Below are 18,986 nucleotides of genomic sequence, written 5' to 3'. Positions count from 1 at the left end.
GAGTTTTCGAACGGACTGGGTTCAATGAACGGCTTCTTCGAGATGTTGACGGAACCGCATATACGACGCTTCGACACGCTCGCTTGCGAGCCCTTCGGTGATGAACACGAGGCGCGAGTGCATCTTGCCATCGGGCCAGGCGTCGAGATGCAACACCGGATGCACGAGATGCTGGACGGCGTGCAACACGGCCGGCTGATTCGAACCTTCAATACACAGCAGGCCCTTGACGCGCAAAATCTTATCACCGTGGCGATTGAGCAGCATGGTGAACCACAGTGTGAACACCTGCCAGTCGAGCGGTTCGTCGATCTGGATGCAGAACGCGTTGATGTCGGGCTGCGTGGCGCTGCGGTGGGTAAGCGGACTCCTGGCTGCATTGGACCACGGGCGGTAACGGTCATCGTCGCCGCCGTGCGCCGACGGCGGCGCGACGGACCTGCTCAAGCCCTCGGTCGCGTTGCCGAGCCTGCGCATCAGATCATGCGTACTGGCCGATGCGAACAGCCGATCCAGCAGACCTGCCGAATCCTCGCGATCACGCACGATCACGCTGGCTGCCGGATTGAGCATGGCGAGGCGATCCGCCAAAGCGGCCACGCCCGCTTCATCCGCGAGGTCCGCCTTGCTGATCAACAAGCGGTCCGCGGCGGCGACCTGCGCGAGCCACTCCGGATGCCGTGCGGACTGCGACATGGCGTTGACCGCGTCGACCACGGTGATGGTCGCGTTCAACGCGTAGTGATTGCGCACCACGGGATCGGCAAGCAATGTGGCAATGATCGGCGCTGGTGTCGCCAATCCGGTCGTCTCGATCACGACGCGCGAAAACGGCGGCAACTCGCCGCGCGAACGCTGAGAAAACAGAGTCGCGAGCGCATCGCGCAACTCGCCGCGAATCGAACAGCACACGCAGCCGTTGTCCAGTAGCACCGTTTGCGCGTTGACCTCACCCACCAGTAGATGATCGAGGCCGACAGCGCCGAACTCATTGACGAGCACGGCTGTGGTTTGCGCGGCTTCACCGTGCAGGACATCGGCTAGCAAAGTCGATTTGCCGCTGCCGAGAAAGCCTGTTACCAGCGTCACCGGCAAGATGTCGTCGCTCAGGCTCATGGCGCATCCTGCGTATCGAACAACGTCAACGGATCGAGCGGACGTCCCAGCATTTTCTCCGCGACGCGCCACACCTGCGCGAAGTCGCCGACGAGCTCACTGGCGCCAGTCGGCGAACTGAGGACAAACGACTGCCCGTGAAAATCGTCGAGTTTGAGCCGGAACTGCGCGAGCACACGGTTAGCCAGCGCGGCCTGAATGAGACGTTGACGCCGCGCGTTCGCGCCCTTGACCGGCGCCGTCGTATTGGACCAGTGATTGCCGCCGCCCAGCAGGCCGCACATTCCGCACATACATCACGCTCCTTGTTACTTTCGACTCCCACGTTACGCGTGAAAGTCAGGGCATTACGTCGCCCGAGTTCGGCCCGAGCGTCTGACCGACAAACAGGTTACCGCCCGGGTCGGACGCGAGCAGCAATGCCACCGGCGCCACCTCCTCTGGCCGCCCAAAACGCCGCAGCGGCAATTCAGCGGATTTTGCCTGTTTCCACGCCGCACTGATACCGTCGACGAGCGGCGTTTCGATCGGCCCCGGCGCGATTGCGTTGACGAGCACGTTGTCCGGCGCAACTTCGAGCGCGAGCGATTTGGTAAAGCCGATCACGCCCGCCTTCGCTGCCGAGTAGTGGCACAACTCCGCGCCGCCCTTGATGCCCAGTTGCGACGCGACATTGATCACCCGCCCCCATTTCTGCCCGATCATCGCAGGCAACGCACGCCGTGTACACAGGAAGACGCTGCGCAGGTCCACGCGCATCATGTCGTCCCACATGGCCGTGGTCAACTCGGTGCAGCGCGCCTGGGTCAGCATGCCCGCGTTGTTGACCAGAATGTCGATACCGCCAAACGCGCTGAGACAGCGCTCGACAATCCGGTTCGCGTCCGCTTCCTCGCCGACGTCCGCTTTCACCGTTTCAACCGTCGCGCCTGGAGCACGGCAGGCCTCCGCCTGGCGTTCGAGACGTTCCATATCGCGGTCGGCCAGCACCAGACGCGCGCCCGCCTCGGCATAAGCCTTCGCAATCGCTGCGCCAATCCCGCTGGCCGCGCCCGTCACCACCGCGCGGCGGCCTTCGAGAGAAAACGTGTTACGTTGAGCTGTTGTCATGTGACAAGGTTCCATCCTGATTGATAAGCCATGCCTGGCAATCTCGACACGGCGTCTAGCCTGGCCAGCGCACGGTCAGGCCGCCGTCTGCGATGATGGTCTGACCGGTGATGTAAGACGCGTCGCGGCTCGTTAAAAAGCGGATTAGCGTGGCGATTTCGCGTGGCCGCCCTACCCGCTGCAACGGGATGCTGCGTGCAGCCTCGCGCAGGCCTTCCGGCCCGAGCGAATTGACGGCGTCGAGTGATTGCGGTGTCTCGATCAGGCCGGGAATGACCGCGTTGCAACGCACGCCACGCGGTGCCAGTTCCATCGCCACGGCGCGACACAATCCAGGCACGCCCGCCTTGGCGGCCGAATAGTGCGCGTGCTGCTCCCAACCGTAGACACCGCCGGCAATGGATGAAACCGCAACCATCGCACCGTCCGCTGCAATGTGCCGTGCAGCCGCGCGAAAGGTCCGCATGACCCCGGACAGATCCACATCGAGCATCTCGAACCATTGCTCGTCGCGCATTTCGGTGAGCGGCGCCTGACGCAGCAGACCCGCGTTGGCAATTGCGTAGTCGAGCCGTCCGAAACGCTCGACCGCCGTGCGCGCGAACGCTTCGGTCTGCTCTGCCGAGGTCACGTCGACCGCCTGCATGGCGCACGTGCCGCCGGCCTCGCGCACCAACTGCTCAGTGACGGCCGGATCGTGCGGATCACCGGGAAAGTATCCGCCCACGACAGTCACGCCGATCTCCGCATAGGCAACGGCAAGGGCCTGGCCAATGCCGCTTGCGGCGCCGGTAATGATGGCTACAGGTGCTTCTTTCACTTGAATCGCTCCGATGCGAAGTTGAGGTTCAAACGCGGCCGCGTCGCCCCTGAGATCACTTGACGCCTTCCGGGTGCACATGCTTCGCGAAGAAGATCAGCACGCCCGACAGGAAGCACGGCACCGCGCCGAACCAGATTGCCGCATGCATCCAGTCGACGCCGCTGTTGAGCATCGACGTCACGCCAACGCCCGCGAGAATCGCGCCGATCGGACCCATTGCGTGGACGATCGAACTACCGGTGCCGCGAATCGAAGTCGGATAGCTTTCGCCGATAAAGAACAGCGCTGCGGAGTACGGTCCAATCAGGAAGAACAGGCCCAGGCTATACAACGCGACTACGACGCCGGCACTGCTCGGTCCCAGCAACATTGCGCCGAACGCGAGACCGCCAAGCATCCAGCCGATGGCGAGCGTATTGCGCCGGCCGATCTTGTCGCCGATCCAGCCGTGGCTCAGATAACCGCAATAACCGATCACGTTCGACAACACCAGAATCAGCAGTGAGTTTTCGAACGACACGTTGTGCACCCGCGTCAGCACGGTCGTGCCCAGCACGCTGAACACCTGAATCGCCGACCAGTTCAGCAGAATGCCGCCACCCAACACGAGCGTCGCGCGCAGCGCATCGCCGCGAAACGCTTCACGTAGACCGGCGCGGCTATGCGCTTCGTAATCCACTGCATGTTCGCTCGCCAGCGAGCGCGCGTCGTGTTCGTGGCCCGCTTCGCGCAGTTGCTTGATGCGCTTGTGCAGCATGAATTGCGGACTTTCCTTCAGACGCCGTGTCATGAAGAAAATCACAATGGCCGGAAACGTCGCGAAGATAAAGCAGCCTTGCCAGCCGATGCGCGGCAACAGCAACGCCGTCAGTCCCGATGCGATCAGCGCGCCGATCGGCCAGCCGCCTTGCACGAGGCTATAGATAAAGCCCTTGTTGCGATTCAGCCTGGGATCGTTCGCCGCCGAATACAGTTCGTTCAGATAGGTCGCATTCACCGTTTCTTCCGCGTAGCCGAGGCCGGACAACGAGCGGATCAGGATCAGCGGCACGCGTCCCATCGCGCCACCCACCACCGTCAAGCCGGAACAAAGCGCGGCGCCCGCGACGGTCCATAGCAAACCCGCTTTGCGCCCGGCGCGATCGAGCAACGGTCCAATGCCGAAGGCAATCACCGCCGTGCCGATCGCCACCAGCGTGGCGATTTCAGCTTGCGATGCCGCGTCCCAACCGTAGTGCTTGCCGATTTCCGGCAATAGCGTGCCGAACAGAATGAAGTCGTAGACGGCAAACACCCAGGCAAAAAATGCGACGATCGTCGCGCGCTTGACGTCAGACGGCAGGATCTTCTCAAGCTTGAAGCCAGCCGCGCTTAGCGGGTTCTCTTTCATCGTGCTCTCCTTGGAGCGAGGTTGTTATTTGCGCGGACTACGCGCCAGAAAGTCGTCGGCGATCTCGTCGCACGTGCAGAAGCGCACGCCTTCGTGAGTGCGGAAATGGGCGATCAGGCGTTCCAGCATCAACAGCACCTGCGGGCGGCCCGACACGTCCGGGTGAATCGTGATCGGGAACACCGCGTAGTCGTGCTCGCGATAGACCCAGTCGAACTGGTCGCGCCACATCTGCTCGATATCGCGCGGGTTCACAAAGCCATGACTATTGGGCGATTTCTTGATGAACATCATGGGCGGCAGATCGTCGAGGTACCAGTTCGCCGGCACTTCGACGAGTTGCGTTTCCTCGCCGCGCACCAGCGGCTTCATCCACGCATCCGGATGTTTGCTGTAGTCGATCCTGGTCCACGCATCGCCCACCCGCACGTAATACGGATGGAAGTCGTTGTGCATCAGGCTGTGGTCGTACTTGATGCCCTTCTTGACGAGCAGTTCGTTCGTTACGTTGCTGAACTCCCACCACGGTGCGACATATCCAGTCGGCCGCCGGCCCGACAGCGCCGTCACGAGTTCGATGCTGCGGTCGAGCACGGCTTCTTCCTGCTCGGCAGTCATCGCAATCGGATTTTCGTGGCTGTAACCATGAATGCCGATTTCGTGCCCCGCGTCGGCGACCGCTTTCATCTGTGCGGGGAAGGTCTCGACCGAATGACCGGGGATGAACCAGGTGGTCTTGATCTTTTCGCGCTCGAACAGTTTCAGCAGACGCATGGAGCCGACTTCACCGGCGAACAGACCGCGTGAAATATCGTCCGGCGAGTCTTCGCCGCCGTATGAGCCGAGCCAGCCGGCCACCGCGTCGACGTCGATACCAAATGCAATCAGAATTTCCTTGGCCATCTTTTCCTCTCCTTGCTCTTACGATGATTAACTGCGCCGCCTGACGCGGCTGGCTGCACGGACGTGCGCATCCATCCGGCGCATGGAGGCATGCGCCGGTTTCGAATCTTTCCCGGAAACTACAAAAGCGTGCCGGCTAAAGCACGTGCGCCTGTTTTGCCACGCCCGCGATCGCCGTCACGACCTCGAATAGCGCGTCGTCGTCACCCTGCGGGCGCATGATCTGCACGCTGGTGGGCAGACCGTCGGTGTCGAATCCCGATGGCATCGCGAACGCCGGCGTGTCGAGGAAGCTGCCGGGCATCGTCAACGCCAGCGTCTGGAGATTCACACGTGCGAACAGTTCCGGATCCGCTGCGACAGCTGCCAGTTCCGGCGCGCCAAAAGCGGCGGTCGGTGCGATCAGCGAGGCACCCGCCAATTCTTCGGAAAACGAAGCAATCAGTTCCTTGCGCCGCGCCAGCAGCATCTCGCGCCGGCCGGGCGGAATCGCACGGCTCGCCTCCAGACGCGTGCGAACCCGTGCGTCGATACGCGCCGCGTCCGGCGAATCGAGCAACGCCCGATGCAACGCAAACGCTTCGAGCGCGCCGATCCAGCCGTCCTCGCGAATGGTTTTGGCCACTGCGGCAAGCGTGGCAAGCGCGCGCGTTTCGATCGTGGCACCCGCTTGCTCGAGTTGTGAAACGAATTGCACCAGGTTCGCGGCCACCGCCTTCGTCACTGCATAACGTTCGAACAACGACGGATCGACGACAAAGCGCAGACCCGCGAGTTTCACTGGGCCTGACAGCGGCGCAACCGCCGCCCGCGGACGCACAATCGCGTCGAACGCGAGGCAGTCCGCGACGCTGTGCGTCAGCGGTCCCAAGGTGTCGAGCGTCTCGGACAAGCCGACCACGCCCTCGCGCGAATAGCGCGACGTGCTGGGGCGATAGCCCACCAGACCGTTGAAAGCGGAAGGGATGCGGATCGAGCCGCCGGTATCGGTGCCGATGGCGATCGGCACCACACCGCACGCCACCGCAATCGCCGCACCGGACGACGAGCCGCCCGGCACGCGAGTGCCTGCGGCCACCGCTGGATTGGTCGGCGTGCCGAAATGCGGATTCAGTCCCAGCCCGGAATAGGCGAACTCGCTGAGATTGGTCTTGCCGATGCATATCATCCCCGCACGGGCGCCGGCTGCGACGAGCGGCGCGTCCTGCGCCGCGGCCGCGTGCGCCGCAAACACCGCAGAACCCGCCGTCGTCACGGTGCCGGCCACATCGAACAGGTCCTTCCATGCAACCGGCACGCCATCCAGCGGGCTCAGCGGACGGCCCGCCTGCCAACGCTGCGCCGAAGCCCGCGCCTCTTGCAAGGCGCGCTCGGGCGTCAGCGAAATGAACGCGTGCGGCACCTGTTCCGCACGCTCCAATGCGCCGCGAACGGCCGAAACCGGGTCGGCCTGACCCTCTGCATAGCTGCGCGCGAGCGCCGCGGCGGTGACAAATGTTCCGGACATCCGGATAACCTCGCTGATCAGGATTCGCTTAAATGGATTTCGTCGACAAGATACGTTTTCATTAAACGAGGATCAAAATAAGCTGGATACCAGGGTTTTCACGGGCATGACGGTATATCGAGGCTGCAACACCTGCGGAAGGCAAACCGACCGACAAAAACAAAGGGGCCGCTTCCGACGAAACGGCCCCCTGCACGACGCGACATGCCTGCTCGATCTGCACTGTCCGGCAATCAGAACCGGTGACGCATTCCTGCTCCCACCACCACCTGCTGGTCGCCGGACGACATGCTTTGGCCGCTCACATCAGCAGTCAGACCCGAGCCGTCAGCACTGATGCGCTGATAGCTCGCCTGCAGGTAGATGTCCGTGCGCTTCGACAGGAAGTAATCAGCCTGCACCGACACCTCATGCCACTTCGGACCATGCTCGCCGCTCGCCGTTGAAAGCGTCCCCTTGGTGAACGTGTATTCACCGGTCAGACTCAGCGCATGCGTAAGCGCATAGCTCGCGTTGACTTCGTAGTTGTCGAAGCTCGCCCCCTGGCCGTTCTCCGCGAGTCCGAGGCTGTTCGCACCGTTGATCGTAGCGAGGCCGCCCAGTTGCGTGCGCGTCCATACGAAGCCAAAGCGCGCTGCGCCGAGCAGGTAATTGGCACCCGCGCCATACGTGCGTTGCTGGGCGGCGATAAAGCTGCGGTCGGTCAAGGTCAGCGCACCGTCGGTGTTGTTGTTGCTGCCGCCGTTGTTTGCCTGCAGATAGCCCGCGCCGAGGCTCAGAGACCCGGTGTTATACGATGCGCCGAAGCTATAGAGACGGTTATCGTCGAAGCCGCCCGCTTCATTCGAGAAGCCGTATAGCGCGCCGAAGCGAAACCCAGAATAGTTAGTACTGGAGAACTTCACCGAGTTGTTCACGCGAAACGAGTTGTTCAGGTTGTCGTTGTCGAACGGATGCGCGGAGAGATTATTGCCGCCCGGATGCACTCCCGTGAAGCTGAGCGGCGCGAGGTAATCCACCACGGAGTCGTACTGACGGCCGAACGTCACCGTGCCAAGGCTGTTGTTCGACAGCCCCGCAAACGCCTGATAACCGAACAGGCGACCGCCCTGGCGCAGTGAGCCGTTCGTCACACTAAAGCCGTTCTCAAGCTGGAAAACGGCCTTCGTGCCGCCGCCGAGGTCTTCGCGACCGAGAAAACCCCAATGGCTTCCGGTCACATTGCCGCTGCCTGCCGCCCACAGCGAACTGCCTTTCACATTGTTCGTATAGGCAAGTCCGGCGTCGATCAAACCGTAGAGCGTCACGCTCGATTGTGCTTGCGCCCCGCATGCGTATCCCGCCGCGCATGCTGCAATGACTAGCGTTTTTTTCATTGTTTCCCCGAAGTCTGGTAGGTCGCCCCGAGCGCGCGCAGCGGCGCGGCGCCCGTTTCGAAGGGCGCCGGCCGACGCGTGTCGGAAGCAACGTATAAGGGGCTGGCTAGACCGTGTGGCTGGAACTGTGGCTAACGGTTGGCGATGCCCGTCTAACCGGCGAGGCCGTCGATCAGAACCTGATGGTGTCCGCGCGAACACTGCTCGATACGCGCGGCGACACCGAACACCTGGCCGAGCGTCGCGGACGTCACGACTTCGGGCGGCGGCCCAAAGCGCACGATGCGACCCCCGTGCAGCAACATCGCGCATTGACAGGCGCGCATTGCCGCGTTGATATCGTGCAGCACGACGACGGTGACGATCCGGCTCTCACGCGTGACCTCGCGCAGCACCTCCATCACATGAAACTGGTGATTGAGGTCAAGTGCGGAAAGCGGTTCGTCGAGCAGCAGCACTTGCGGATCACGCACGAGTGCCTGTGCGATGCCGACAAGCTGCCGCTGACCGCCCGAGAGTTCATCCAGTGAGCGCGACGCCAGCGCCTCGATGCCGAGCCGGTGCAGCACCGCATGAGCATGGGCGAGATCGTCTGCATGCGTGGCGCGCTGCACGTACGACGCGTGTCCGCGCGTCGCACGGCAGGCCACCAGCACCGACTCCAGTACCTGCAGCCGCACGCCGGCAGGCAATGCCTGCGGCAAATACACGACGCTATGCGAGCGAGCGCTGACGGCGGACAGCGCCATCGGTTCGCCGTCTAACGATAAGGAACCCGAATTGACTCGCGTGAGACCGGCCAGCGCGCGCAGCAAGGTCGATTTGCCGCTGCCGTTCGGACCCAGCAGCGCGGTGATCTGACCACGCGGCAGCGGACCGGCATCGAGCGATGTGAGCACTTCGCGCTTGTCGTAGCGCACGCTCAGATCGTGAATGTGCAGGCCGCTCATTCGCCGCGCCCCTGCAAACGCACGACAATGCCGAGAAAGAGCGGAATGCCCACCAGCGCCGTCACGATGCCGACCGGAATCAGCACGCCTGGAATGATCATCTTCGATGCAATGGACGCGAGCGACAACGTCAATGCGCCGATCAACATGCTGCCCGGCAGATAAAACCGGTGGTCCTCGCCGAACAGCGTGCGCGCGATATGCGGCGCAATCAGCCCGACAAAGCCAATCGTGCCGACGAACGACACGGCGAGCGCGGACAGGATCGAGACCCTCAGCAGCGTACCGAGCCGCAGACGCCGCACGTCGATGCCGAAACTCGCGGCGCGATCTTCGCCGAGGCGCAACGCGGTGAGCGTCCACGCGTTGCGCATCGAAAGCGGTAACGCGAGTGCCAGAGCGAGCGCCAGCACGGCGATCTTCGGCCAGTCGGCGCGCGCGAGCGAACCGAGCGTCCAGAACACGAGACCTTGCAGCGCGTCAGCCGACGCCACGAACTGCATTAATTCGACGAGTGCGTGAAACGCAAACACGAGCGCGATGCCCAGCAGCACGACGCCCGACGTGTTCATGCCGCGCCAGCGCGCCACGCCGTCCAGCAGCAAGGCGGAGAACAGCGCGAACACGAATGCGTTGGCCGACACGATCCATGTTTGCGACACGCCGGGAATCGCGATGTCCAGCACGATGGCAAGCGACGCACCGAACGCCGCCGCCGCGGACACGCCTAGCGTGTATGGACTCGCTAGCGGATTGTTGAGGATGGTCTGCATCTCCGCGCCGGACAGCCCGAGCGATGCGCCCACCAGCAGCGCCATCACCGCATACGGCAAACGGATCTGCCAGACGATCACCGAGGTCGCCGGGTCAGCCGCCGCGTGATCGAAGACAGTGTGCAGCAGCGCCATGAACGGCAGTCCCGAAGGTCCGGTGCGCAGATCGAACAGCAGCGAGCAGACAATCAGCGCCAGCACCGCAAACAGCCACATCACCCGGCGCTGCGTGAGGCGCCGATAGTGCTGCACGCTGGCGGCGTGGCCGTTGTCGTGGGTATGCGGCGCGGCTTGATGCGGGAGAGTCGCCATAAGCCGTCCGCTCAGTGCGAGGCGAGGGGTGCATCGACCCAGTACGCGCCATCCGGCGGTACGGCGAGGAAGCGGCTATACAGTTCGTTTTGCGTCGCGTGGACGTCGAGGTCCTTGAACTGCTGCGGATAGAACCATTTTGCAAATGCCTCGATCGCGACGATGTTGTACGGCGAGTCGTAGTAGTTGTGCGAGATGCCGTGCACGCGGCCATCGTGAATCGCCTTGATGGTGCTGAAGCCCGGCCGCGCGACAAGGGCCGCGAGGCTCGCTTGCGCGTCATGGTCGCTCGTCAGCGCGCCTACGTGCAGCGACGCAAGACCCGGCTTGGTGCGGCTGCCGGTGGCAATGTAGACGTCGGGCTGCGCGGCGATCACCTGTTCCATGCTGATATCGCCGAGCACGCCGGGCAGCAGACCCGCAGCGATATTGCGGCCGCCTGCGGCCTGAACGAACTCGCCGAAATTGCCGTTGCCCGCCGTGTGGCAGCAGCCCGCATCCCAGGCGCCTGCCAGCAGATCGACAAACACTTTGGGCCGTTGCTGCTCGGGAATCTTGCTCACCACGGCCTGCACGCGCGCCAGATGTTGCTGATAGAACTGCACGTAGGCGTTGGCCTGTTGCTCGCGGTGCAGCACCTTGCCGAGCAGTTCCATACTCGGCAGCGTGTTTTGCATCGGATGCAGGCGGAAGTCGACGAACACCACTGTCGTGCCGGTTGCCTCGAGCTGCTTGACGAGCGCGTTGTAGCGGCTCGGGCCATGTCCCGCCACGCTGAAGATGGCAAGATCAGGCTTCGTGCTCAAGGCCTTCTCGTCGCTGATGCTGTCTTCGGTGGACTTGCCGATCAGCGGAATCTGTTCGATGGCGGGGAATTTCTGCGCGTAAGCATTGAAGGTCTGCGGATCCATCTGCGGCAGATCCCCCTGCCAGCCTACAATTCGTGCCAGAGGCTGTTTGCCTTCCAGCAACGCGACCGCCATCAGCAACCGGCTTTCACCGAGCAGAATGCGATGCGGTTCAGCGGGAATGCGAACCGTGCGGCCCGCGAGATCTGTCACGGTTTGCGACGAAGCGGCAGCGGCAGCGGCCGGCGCCGACGCGGCATGCGCCGCGGTGCCGGCGGCCAGCGTGGCAAACGTGACTGCGGTGGCTGCCGCCAACCCGCGGAGCGCCGCAGCCAGCGGGCGTGCGAACAACTGAAACCGGAAAATCGACATGATATAGTGCGTAAATGAGAATGATTGCCATTTGCCGGCTTCACTTTAGCGGCCCAATGTAATGGCGATGTGTTGAGGTGGGGCCGTTTTGTAATGGAATGTGTTGGCGGTCCGTGATCACCAGAATCGCGACATTTCGGCGCACACCAAAACCTCCAGCGAGCAATAAAGAATCACCTCCGATGGACCACATACTCGTTGTCGACGACGATCCCAACATCCGCCAGTTGCTGCAGGACTATTTGCGCAGCATGGGGTATCGCGCCAGCGCCGTTGCCAGCGGCGTGCAGATGAAACAGGTCATCAATTCGTCGCCAGTCGATCTCGTCGTGCTCGATCTGATGCTCGAAGGGGAGGACGGCCTGGACATCACGCGCGACCTGCGGCGTGAACACGGCGTGCCGATCATCATTCTTAGCGCACGCGGCGGCCTGCTCGACCGCATTCTCGGGCTCGAAATGGGCGCGGACGACTACCTGCCGAAGCCCTTCGATCCACGCGAACTGGTGGCGAAAATCAAGGTGGTGCTCAGACGCACGCGCAGCGTGCCGGGCGAACGGTTGAGCGATTCATCCGCCTTCGTCAGCTTCGCCGGCTGGAAACTCGATACGCGCATGAAGCAGATGCTCTCGCCAGACGGCGTGATCGTGTCGCTGGGCGGCTCCGACTATCGCGCGCTGCGCACGCTGCTCGATCATCCCAACCGGCCGCTTTCGCGCGAGTTCTTGCTGGACCGCGTGTTCGGCAAGGAACGCACGCCGCTTGACCGCTCCATCGACGTTTGCATCAGCCGATTGCGTCAGCATCTAAAAGATTCGCCGCGCGGTGGCGGATTGATTCGCACGGTGCGTAACGAAGGGTACATGCTGGCCGCCGACGTCAGGCACGAAGCGTGAATTCCATGCCTGATACAAAGCGCCACCGCATGCCAATCAGACTACGCCTGTGGCCCGACAGTCTTTATGGGCGCTTGATGCTGATTCTCGTGGCCGGCATGTTCGCGGGACAACTCTTCACCAGCACGATCTGGTTCGAGACGCACGACAATCGCACACTCGAAATTCCGGCGCGGCTCTTTGCGAGCCGCCTCGCCGACACCATTCGCCTTTTGCAGCACGCGCCCGATTCCGGCGCACGCGAGGCCATCGTGGCGCAGCTTGGCGATCAGCGCTACCAGTTGCGCTTCATCGACACGCCCGCCGCCGCACCGGATGCGCTGAATGAATCGCTCGCCCAGCGCACGGTGAGCGATCTGATAGCGAACGTGATCCGCAGGCGGCTCGGTGAAACGGTCGAGGTCCGCCTGCTGTCCGCGCAGCTACGCGACGACAGCGGCCACCAGCGCGGCATCCTGAGCCTGTTCGACTCCCGCATGCCGTCAGGCGAGTTTCATCTGCAGATGAAGCTGCCAGGCGGCGAGTGGCTCGACGTACACGCCAACGAAGGGCAGGCCGGCATGCTGAGCGAGCCGGGTTCGCTGGTGCTCGACTATCTGCTGCGGATTTATCTGGTCCGGCTCACCGCCGTGTTGTTGCTGGCAATGGTTGCCGTGCGCTTCGCGGTCAAACCGCTAGGAGAGCTTGCCAAAGCCGCCGAGGCGTTAGGCCGCAACATCCATCGTCCGCCGCTGCCGGTCACCGGGCCGCTGGAAGTACGCAGCGCCGCCCAATCGTTCAACACGATGCAGGAGCAACTGGTCAGCAGCCTCGCCGAACGCACGCGCTTTCTCACGGCCGTGTCGCACGATTTGCGCTCGCCGCTGACGCGGCTGCGTCTGCGCATGGAGATGCTCCCCGATGCGCAATCGCGCGAACGGCTGCGCGGCGATCTGGATGAAATGGAAGCCATGGTGCGTGCCACGCTGGACGCCGTGCAAGGCGTGGAGATCACCGAGGCGCGCCATGAGATCGACATCAACTCGATGCTCGAAGGTCTCGCGGAAGATGCGCGTGAAACTGGCTACACCGTGAGTGTGGAAGGTCGCGCGGACCGTCCGTTGAGCGGGTATCCGCGTAACCTGAAACGGTGCTTGCAGAACCTGGTCGACAATGCGATCCGCTATGGCGAGGCCGCCCACATCACGATCAGGGACGATGCGTCGATGCTGCAAATCGTCATCAGCGATCATGGCCCCGGTATTGCGGATGAGGCCTTGCTGGAGCGCGTATTCGAGCCGTACTTCCGGATCTCGTCTTCGCGTAACGGTGCGAGCGGCGGCACCGGACTTGGACTGACGATCGCACGCAGCGTCGCCGCTGCGCACGGCGGCACACTCACGCTGCGCAACGGTACGGTCAAAGGACTGGAGGTGACCCTGGCGTTGCCGCGGGACGGCGGCGCGGCCGGCCTGCCGTGGCGAATGGGATAGACGCGCGACGCGAAGGCCGTTGCCTCGCCTGGGACGGCCTTCGCTTAACGTGAAGTTATTGACTGGCGCCCTGCCCGATACCTGCTTTCTTCTGCGCATTCTGCAGATCTTGCGGGTAGTTCGGGTCGGCGCGGCCGGGCTGATAACCGGCGTCTTCGAGCTTCTTCAGTTCCGCGTTCTTCTTGGCGCGCGCCTCCTTGCGTGCAGCCTTGCGCTCGGCTTTGGTCGGCTTCGCAGTGGATGCGGCGGCGGCCGCAGCGGCATCCTGCGCGAGCGCAGGGGTGATCGAACCCAACACCATTGCTGAAACAGCCAGCCCAAGCACGATTTCCTTCAGGCGAAATGCTGTCATCGTTGACATCTCCTCTGGATAGTTGCGAACGGCTTTTTTGACTGCGAGCAAAACTGCTGCGATGACCCACTCCACGACCGCGTTGCGCATGCGCGGGTCATCTGACAAGCAGATTACAGCAAATCCCGCTCAATCGCGCTCGCGGCGTGCCGCTTCGGCACGCACTGCATCTTCCTCCTGCAATTTGCGCCACAGGATCTTGCCGCTGCCCGACTTGGGCAACGCCGTGACGAACTCGACAATGCGCGGCGCCTTGTACGCCGCCATCTGCTCATGCGCCCAGGCAATCACGTCGCTCTCGCTCAGCGTGCCCGCACAGGATGCGGCGGGCACCACGAGCGCCTTCACGGTTTCGCCGCGGTGCGGGTCGCGCACGCCGATTACGCATACCTCGTAAATACCTGGATGCCGGTACATCAATGCCTCCACCTCGGCCGGCCAGACCTTGTAGCCGGACGCGTTGATCATGCGCTTGAGCCGGTCGGTCATGAAGAAGTAACCGTCCTCGTCGATGTGGCCCAGGTCGCCGGTGCGCAGAAAGCGTTTGCCGTCGAGTTCGATAAAGGCCTCCGCTGTGCATGTCGGATTCCGCCAGTAACCCTGCATGACCTGCGGGCCGTTGACGACGATTTCACCGGTTTCTCCTTGCGCCAGTTCGACAAGTGTGGACGGGTCGATGATCCGCGCGTCAAGGTTGAACACCGGAATACCCAGGCATTGCGGTTTTGGACGCTGCGGCGGATTGATATGCGTAGCCGCAATCGTCTCCGACATGCCGTAGCCTTCCACGTAGTCGAGACCGGTGAGCGCCTTGAGCTTGCGAGCAATCGCATCGGGCATGGCGGCACCGCCGCCGCGAGTGCCCTTGAGTTGCGACAGGTCGTATTCGGCCAGCTTGGGGTTCGACAGGAAATCGACCATCATCGTTGAAATGGATTGCCACGCGGTCACGCGATAGCGCTGCATGCATTGCGCCGCCGCGTCGCGATCCCAGCGCGGCAAAATCACGATCGTCGCGCCGCAATAGAGCGGCCCGTTCATACCGCCTTGCATGCCCGTGACATGGAACAACGGCAGCACCGATAGATGCACACTGTCCTGCGATCCGGCGAACCAGGTGCAACCGCCCACCAGTGTGCTCATCACGCTGCGATGGGTGTGCATGCAACCTTTCGGCTGCCCCGTCGTGCCGGACGTGTACGGCATCACGCACAAATCGTCCGGGCCTGCCGTGAGTGGGCCAGGCCGCAAGCTTCGCTCCAGCACGTCATGCCATGCCGTCACACCACTGCGCTCGATCCGTTGCCGCGGCGCTGCCACGAACTCAGGCGGCGTGATCGACGCGGGACGCTTCAGATAGTCGCTATACGTCGCGACGATGACATGCTTCAGCCCCTGCCCGGCTTCATCACCCAGCAGCGGCTCGATCTGCGCGTACAGGTCTTGCGGCACGATAGCGGTCACGGCGCCGCTGTCCTCGACGTAATGGCGCAGCTCGTCGGTCTTGTTCATCGGATTGACCGGCACGACGACCGCGTTGGCACGCAGGATCCCGTAGTACGCGAGAACCCATTGCGGACTGTTCTGCATATAGAGCAACACCCGGTCGCCCGCCTTGACTTCACATTGCTGCTGCAGAAATCCCGCAATCCGTTCGGCCTCGTCCTTGAACCCGGCGAACGTCACCGGCGTATCGTAGAAGATCATGAACGGCTTGTCGGGAAAACGCGCGGCCGACACTTCGGCGTTATAGAACAGGCTGGTTTGCGGCAAGGTCAGATGCTGCGGCACGCCCGGCGGCCAGTGGGCGTGATGAAGGGTATTCATGACTGTCTCCTGCGTTCGCGTTTTCATGGGCGCATGCGTGGCGGTCGTCGCGCGAATCTCACGCGATGCTGGCCCCGCCGTCCACCGCGAGATACTGGCCGGTGATGTGCCGTGACGCTTCGCTCGCGAGAAACACCACCACGCCCTTGAGATCCTCTTCGCCGCCCAGCCGGTGCAACGGCGCTTGCGCGACGATCGCATCCTCCATTCTGGCAAGCAGGCCTGCCGACATCTTTGAAGGGAAGAAGCCCGGGCATATTGCGTTGACGTTGATATTGTGGCGGCCCCATTCCGAGGCGAGCGAGCGCGTGAAGTTGATCGAAGCGGCCTTCGACGTGTTGTACGCAATCGTGTTCATTCCCTGCGGCATGCCCTTCAAGCCTGCAATGGATGCGATATTGATGATCTTGCCGGAGCGGCGTGGAATCATGCTGCGCTTGCCGATTTCACGCGCCAGAAAGAACGGCGCATTGACGTTCAGATTCATGACTTTGTGCCATGCGTCGTCGGGATAATCTTCAGCCGGTGCCCCCCATGTGGCGCCGGCGTTGTTCACGAGAATGTCGATATGACCATGGATGTCCAGCACGTTGCCGACAAGCTCCGGAATCCTGTCGAATTGAGTCAGATCATTCACGATGGTCTGCACCTCGATGCCCCGAGCCTGCAGATGAGCGCTGGCCTCGGCCAGTTCGTCGGCCTTGCGCGCTGTAATAACCACGCGACAGCCCATTTCTCCAAGCGCTTCGGCCATCTGCAAGCCCAGCCCGCGTGAGGCGCCGGTGATCAGCGCTACCTTGCCTTCCAGTTGAAACAGGTCTTTCACATGCATCCGGCGTCTCCCGATTGATTGTGCGTGGGTTCTTCGATGCCGATTCGCACGACGTACGTGCGGGCATCGACCGTGCAGATAAAAGCACGGCCATTCACTTTTATATAAACTGCCCCCTCATGGCTTGTCATCGGGACTTACCCGACTGTCCAATATACTGGCAGGCCACGAACCTTCCTCAGCAACGTGACCACCACTCTCGACTCACTGCGCGCCGGGCAACTCGCCGGCACACGTCGGCTCACGCTAGCGTGCGGACTGACCGAATTTCCCCGCGAAATCTTCGAGCTCGCGCCAACGCTGGAAATTCTCGATCTTTCGGGTAACGCGCTGTCGTCACTGCCGGATGATTTGCCCCAGCTAGGCAAGCTGCGCATCATCTTCTGTTCCGATAACCGCTTCACCGAACTGCCCGAAGTGTTAGGACAGTGCCCGCAATTGAGCATGGTCGGCTTCAAGGCGAACCGCATTCGCACCGTGTCGGGCCGCTCGTTGCCGCCTGAATTGCGCTGGCTCATTCTGACCGACAATCAGCTTGAGGCGCTGCCGCCTGAGCTTGGACAATGCACTCGACTGCAGAAACTGATGCTGGCGGGAAATCGCCTGAAGACACTTCCCGCGGAATTGGCTGCATGCAGGCGCCTCGAACTGATCAGGCTCGCAGCCAACCAGCTAACGGGACTGCCCGCGTGGCTATTTGAACTGCCGCGGCTGTCGTGGCTTGCCTATGCGGGTAATCCGTTCACACAGACGCTGGAATCCTTGGCGCTGAGCAATGCGCCGATCAACGGCATCCATTGGGACGCGTTGGAACTACAGCACGCGCTGGGCGAAGGCGCGTCCGGTGTGATTCATCGTGCAGAGCATCTCGAGCGCGACGATGACACTACGCGCGACGTTGCCGTGAAGCTGTTCAAGGGCGCCGTGACAAGCGACGGCCTGCCTCACTGCGAAATGGCCGCCTGCATCAGCGCGGGCTCGCATCCGAATCTGATTCCGGTGTTGGGAAAAGTGAAGGATCATCCCGCCGACACGCACGGCCTCGTGATGGAGTTGATCGATCCGGAATTCAGTAACCTGGCTGGGCCGCCTAGCCTCGCTTCCTGCACGCGTGACGTTTATGGAGCGCAAACGCGTTTCCGTCTGTCCGCTGCGTTACGCATCGCGCACGGTATTGCGTCGGCGGCCAGCCATTTGCATCGGCAAGGCATCATGCATGGCGACCTGTACGCCCATAACATCTTGCATTGCGGACAAGGCCGCGCGCTGCTGGGTGACTTCGGCGCAGCGTCGTTTTACACGCTAGAAGATCAGGATGTGGCCCCGCTGCTTCAGCGTATTGAAGTGAGAGCGTTCGGATGCCTGCTTGAAGAATTGATCGAGCGGGTTGACGCGCAGCGGCAGGAATCGGCACCTGAGACCCTGGCCACGCTACGTGATCTGGAAGCCGCGTGTCTGAGTGAGAACATCACGGGGCGCCCGACATTTGAAGATATCGCACGGCAGTTGTCCGCGCTAACAGCGGGTGTCCCGGATTAGCGCGGATATCTGACCGGCATTATCGTAGTCCAGACGCTTTACGTTGCTGCACCGCAAGCATTTCGTCTTTCGTATTATCTTTGCCGGAGACTCTTTCTCAGCAAGCCGCTAAAAACGAGAGCGCGTCTAAAATATCCCGAATCGTCTTACTTTTACCGCACCGCAATAATTGGCAGACACAATAAAAGGCGCCTCCGGAGAGGCGCCTGTTCGAAACCTGTTTTTGCCGAAAATCAGTCGCGCGCGACCAGATTTCCGAAGCGTGCTTCGCCTGTCACCAGACAGCCAGAAAGAAAATTCTGCCCTTGTCCGCTCGATGCCGCGTCGGAAAAGCCTTTGCCCATCGCGTCCAGCCGGACCATTTCGGCCCCTCGCTCACACGACATGGAGCCCTCTTCGCCAGCTTGCGCGTGCGTCATGGCACGGCCCACCGTCAGATAAGCAAGGAGCATCAGTACTGCGATATTGAATGCGCGTCTCATGGGTTGCCTCCTCTGACAAGAAGACTATCGCGAACCATGATCAGATGAATCTTAGGGCTTTCCCGATTAGGGCTGTATTGAATGATTTAAATCAATCAGGAAGGCA

Annotated in this window: 18 protein-coding genes; 3 read left to right on the top strand and 15 right to left on the bottom strand. The window is 62.2% G+C overall.

Going from position 1 to position 18,986, the window contains the following annotated elements; all coding sequences use genetic code 11:
- Positions 1 to 21 precede the first annotated feature (21 nt).
- From VGH41_RS14695 to VGH41_RS14645, 11 genes are all read right to left on the bottom strand, one after another.
- Positions 22 to 1,116: a GTP-binding protein gene (locus VGH41_RS14695; protein WP_331598183.1), complete on the bottom strand. Its 1,095-nt coding sequence runs from the start codon at positions 1,114 to 1,116 to the stop codon at positions 22 to 24.
- A complete protein-coding gene (locus VGH41_RS14690; RefSeq protein ID WP_331598182.1) occupies positions 1,113 to 1,409 on the bottom strand; it encodes a hypothetical protein in 297 nt (98 codons plus the stop codon). Before VGH41_RS14690 ends, VGH41_RS14695 begins: the two co-directional genes overlap by 4 nt.
- Before the next feature lie 46 nt (positions 1,410 to 1,455).
- The gene (locus VGH41_RS14685) at positions 1,456 to 2,226 is read right to left on the bottom strand and encodes an SDR family NAD(P)-dependent oxidoreductase (protein WP_331598181.1); all 771 of its coding nucleotides are present in this window, start codon (positions 2,224 to 2,226) and stop codon (positions 1,456 to 1,458) included.
- Between the two features lie 55 nt (positions 2,227 to 2,281).
- On the bottom strand, positions 2,282 to 3,046 hold the full coding sequence (locus tag VGH41_RS14680) for an SDR family NAD(P)-dependent oxidoreductase (RefSeq protein WP_331598180.1): 765 nt from the start codon (positions 3,044 to 3,046) through the stop codon (positions 2,282 to 2,284).
- Between the two features lie 55 nt (positions 3,047 to 3,101).
- Positions 3,102 to 4,439 carry an MFS transporter gene (locus VGH41_RS14675; RefSeq protein WP_331598179.1) on the bottom strand — a complete coding sequence of 446 codons (1,338 nt, stop codon included), beginning with the start codon at positions 4,437 to 4,439 and terminating at the stop codon, positions 3,102 to 3,104.
- A 24-nt stretch (positions 4,440 to 4,463) separates the two neighbouring features.
- On the bottom strand, positions 4,464 to 5,342 hold the full coding sequence (locus tag VGH41_RS14670) for a polysaccharide deacetylase (protein WP_331598177.1): 879 nt from the start codon (positions 5,340 to 5,342) through the stop codon (positions 4,464 to 4,466).
- Between the two features lie 136 nt (positions 5,343 to 5,478).
- Positions 5,479 to 6,849, bottom strand: a complete 1,371-nt coding sequence (locus tag VGH41_RS14665) for an amidase (RefSeq protein WP_331598176.1) — start codon at positions 6,847 to 6,849, stop codon at positions 5,479 to 5,481.
- A 233-nt stretch (positions 6,850 to 7,082) separates the two neighbouring features.
- Positions 7,083 to 8,225, bottom strand: coding sequence for a porin (locus tag VGH41_RS14660; RefSeq protein ID WP_331598175.1), 1,143 nt, complete (start codon positions 8,223 to 8,225; stop codon positions 7,083 to 7,085).
- Positions 8,226 to 8,377: 152 nt separating this feature from the next.
- Entirely contained in the window at positions 8,378 to 9,175 is a 798-nt protein-coding gene (locus VGH41_RS14655) for an ABC transporter ATP-binding protein (RefSeq protein ID WP_331598174.1), read from the bottom strand.
- Complete coding sequence (locus VGH41_RS14650; protein ID WP_331598172.1) at positions 9,172 to 10,260, bottom strand: iron ABC transporter permease; 1,089 nt, start codon at positions 10,258 to 10,260, stop codon at positions 9,172 to 9,174. The genes VGH41_RS14655 and VGH41_RS14650 overlap by 4 nt, the downstream gene beginning before the upstream one ends.
- 11 nt (positions 10,261 to 10,271) lie before the next feature.
- Positions 10,272 to 11,480 (bottom strand): ABC transporter substrate-binding protein, encoded by a 1,209-nt coding sequence (locus VGH41_RS14645; protein WP_331598171.1) that lies wholly within the window; start codon positions 11,478 to 11,480, stop codon positions 10,272 to 10,274.
- 182 nt (positions 11,481 to 11,662) lie between these two features.
- On the opposite strand from VGH41_RS14645, the gene VGH41_RS14640 reads away from it, so the two are divergent.
- The gene (locus VGH41_RS14640; protein ID WP_331598170.1) at positions 11,663 to 12,376 is read left to right on the top strand and encodes a response regulator transcription factor; all 714 of its coding nucleotides are present in this window, start codon (positions 11,663 to 11,665) and stop codon (positions 12,374 to 12,376) included.
- 29 nt (positions 12,377 to 12,405) lie between these two features.
- On the top strand, positions 12,406 to 13,848 hold the full coding sequence (locus tag VGH41_RS14635) for an ATP-binding protein (protein ID WP_331598169.1): 1,443 nt from the start codon (positions 12,406 to 12,408) through the stop codon (positions 13,846 to 13,848).
- Positions 13,849 to 13,903: 55 nt separating this feature from the next.
- On the opposite strand, the gene VGH41_RS14630 is transcribed toward VGH41_RS14635, so the two are convergent.
- The 3 genes from VGH41_RS14630 to VGH41_RS14620 all read right to left on the bottom strand — a co-directional run bounded on the left by VGH41_RS14630 (position 13,904) and on the right by VGH41_RS14620 (position 16,859).
- Positions 13,904 to 14,149 carry a hypothetical protein gene (locus VGH41_RS14630; RefSeq protein WP_414696657.1) on the bottom strand — a complete coding sequence of 82 codons (246 nt, stop codon included), beginning with the start codon at positions 14,147 to 14,149 and terminating at the stop codon, positions 13,904 to 13,906.
- Between the two features lie 180 nt (positions 14,150 to 14,329).
- Positions 14,330 to 16,027: a long-chain fatty acid--CoA ligase gene (locus tag VGH41_RS14625; RefSeq protein ID WP_331598168.1), complete on the bottom strand. Its 1,698-nt coding sequence runs from the start codon at positions 16,025 to 16,027 to the stop codon at positions 14,330 to 14,332.
- A 58-nt stretch (positions 16,028 to 16,085) separates the two neighbouring features.
- Positions 16,086 to 16,859 carry an SDR family oxidoreductase gene (locus VGH41_RS14620; RefSeq protein ID WP_331598167.1) on the bottom strand — a complete coding sequence of 258 codons (774 nt, stop codon included), beginning with the start codon at positions 16,857 to 16,859 and terminating at the stop codon, positions 16,086 to 16,088.
- A 186-nt stretch (positions 16,860 to 17,045) separates the two neighbouring features.
- Between VGH41_RS14620 and VGH41_RS14615 the strand changes: the two genes are divergently transcribed.
- A complete protein-coding gene (locus tag VGH41_RS14615) occupies positions 17,046 to 18,398 on the top strand; it encodes a leucine-rich repeat-containing protein kinase family protein (protein WP_331598166.1) in 1,353 nt (450 codons plus the stop codon).
- A 233-nt stretch (positions 18,399 to 18,631) separates the two neighbouring features.
- Here VGH41_RS14615 and VGH41_RS14610 read toward each other — a convergent pair whose 3' ends face one another.
- Positions 18,632 to 18,880 carry a hypothetical protein gene (locus VGH41_RS14610; RefSeq protein ID WP_331598165.1) on the bottom strand — a complete coding sequence of 83 codons (249 nt, stop codon included), beginning with the start codon at positions 18,878 to 18,880 and terminating at the stop codon, positions 18,632 to 18,634.
- Positions 18,881 to 18,986: the final 106 nt, after the last annotated feature.

Origin of the sequence: Paraburkholderia sp., from assembly GCF_036488795.1 — a bacterium.
In the GTDB taxonomy this organism is placed as follows: Bacteria; Pseudomonadota; Gammaproteobacteria; order Burkholderiales; family Burkholderiaceae; genus Paraburkholderia.
Note: the sequence above shows the minus strand (reverse complement) of the source record. Positions and strands in the feature narration are given on the sequence as shown.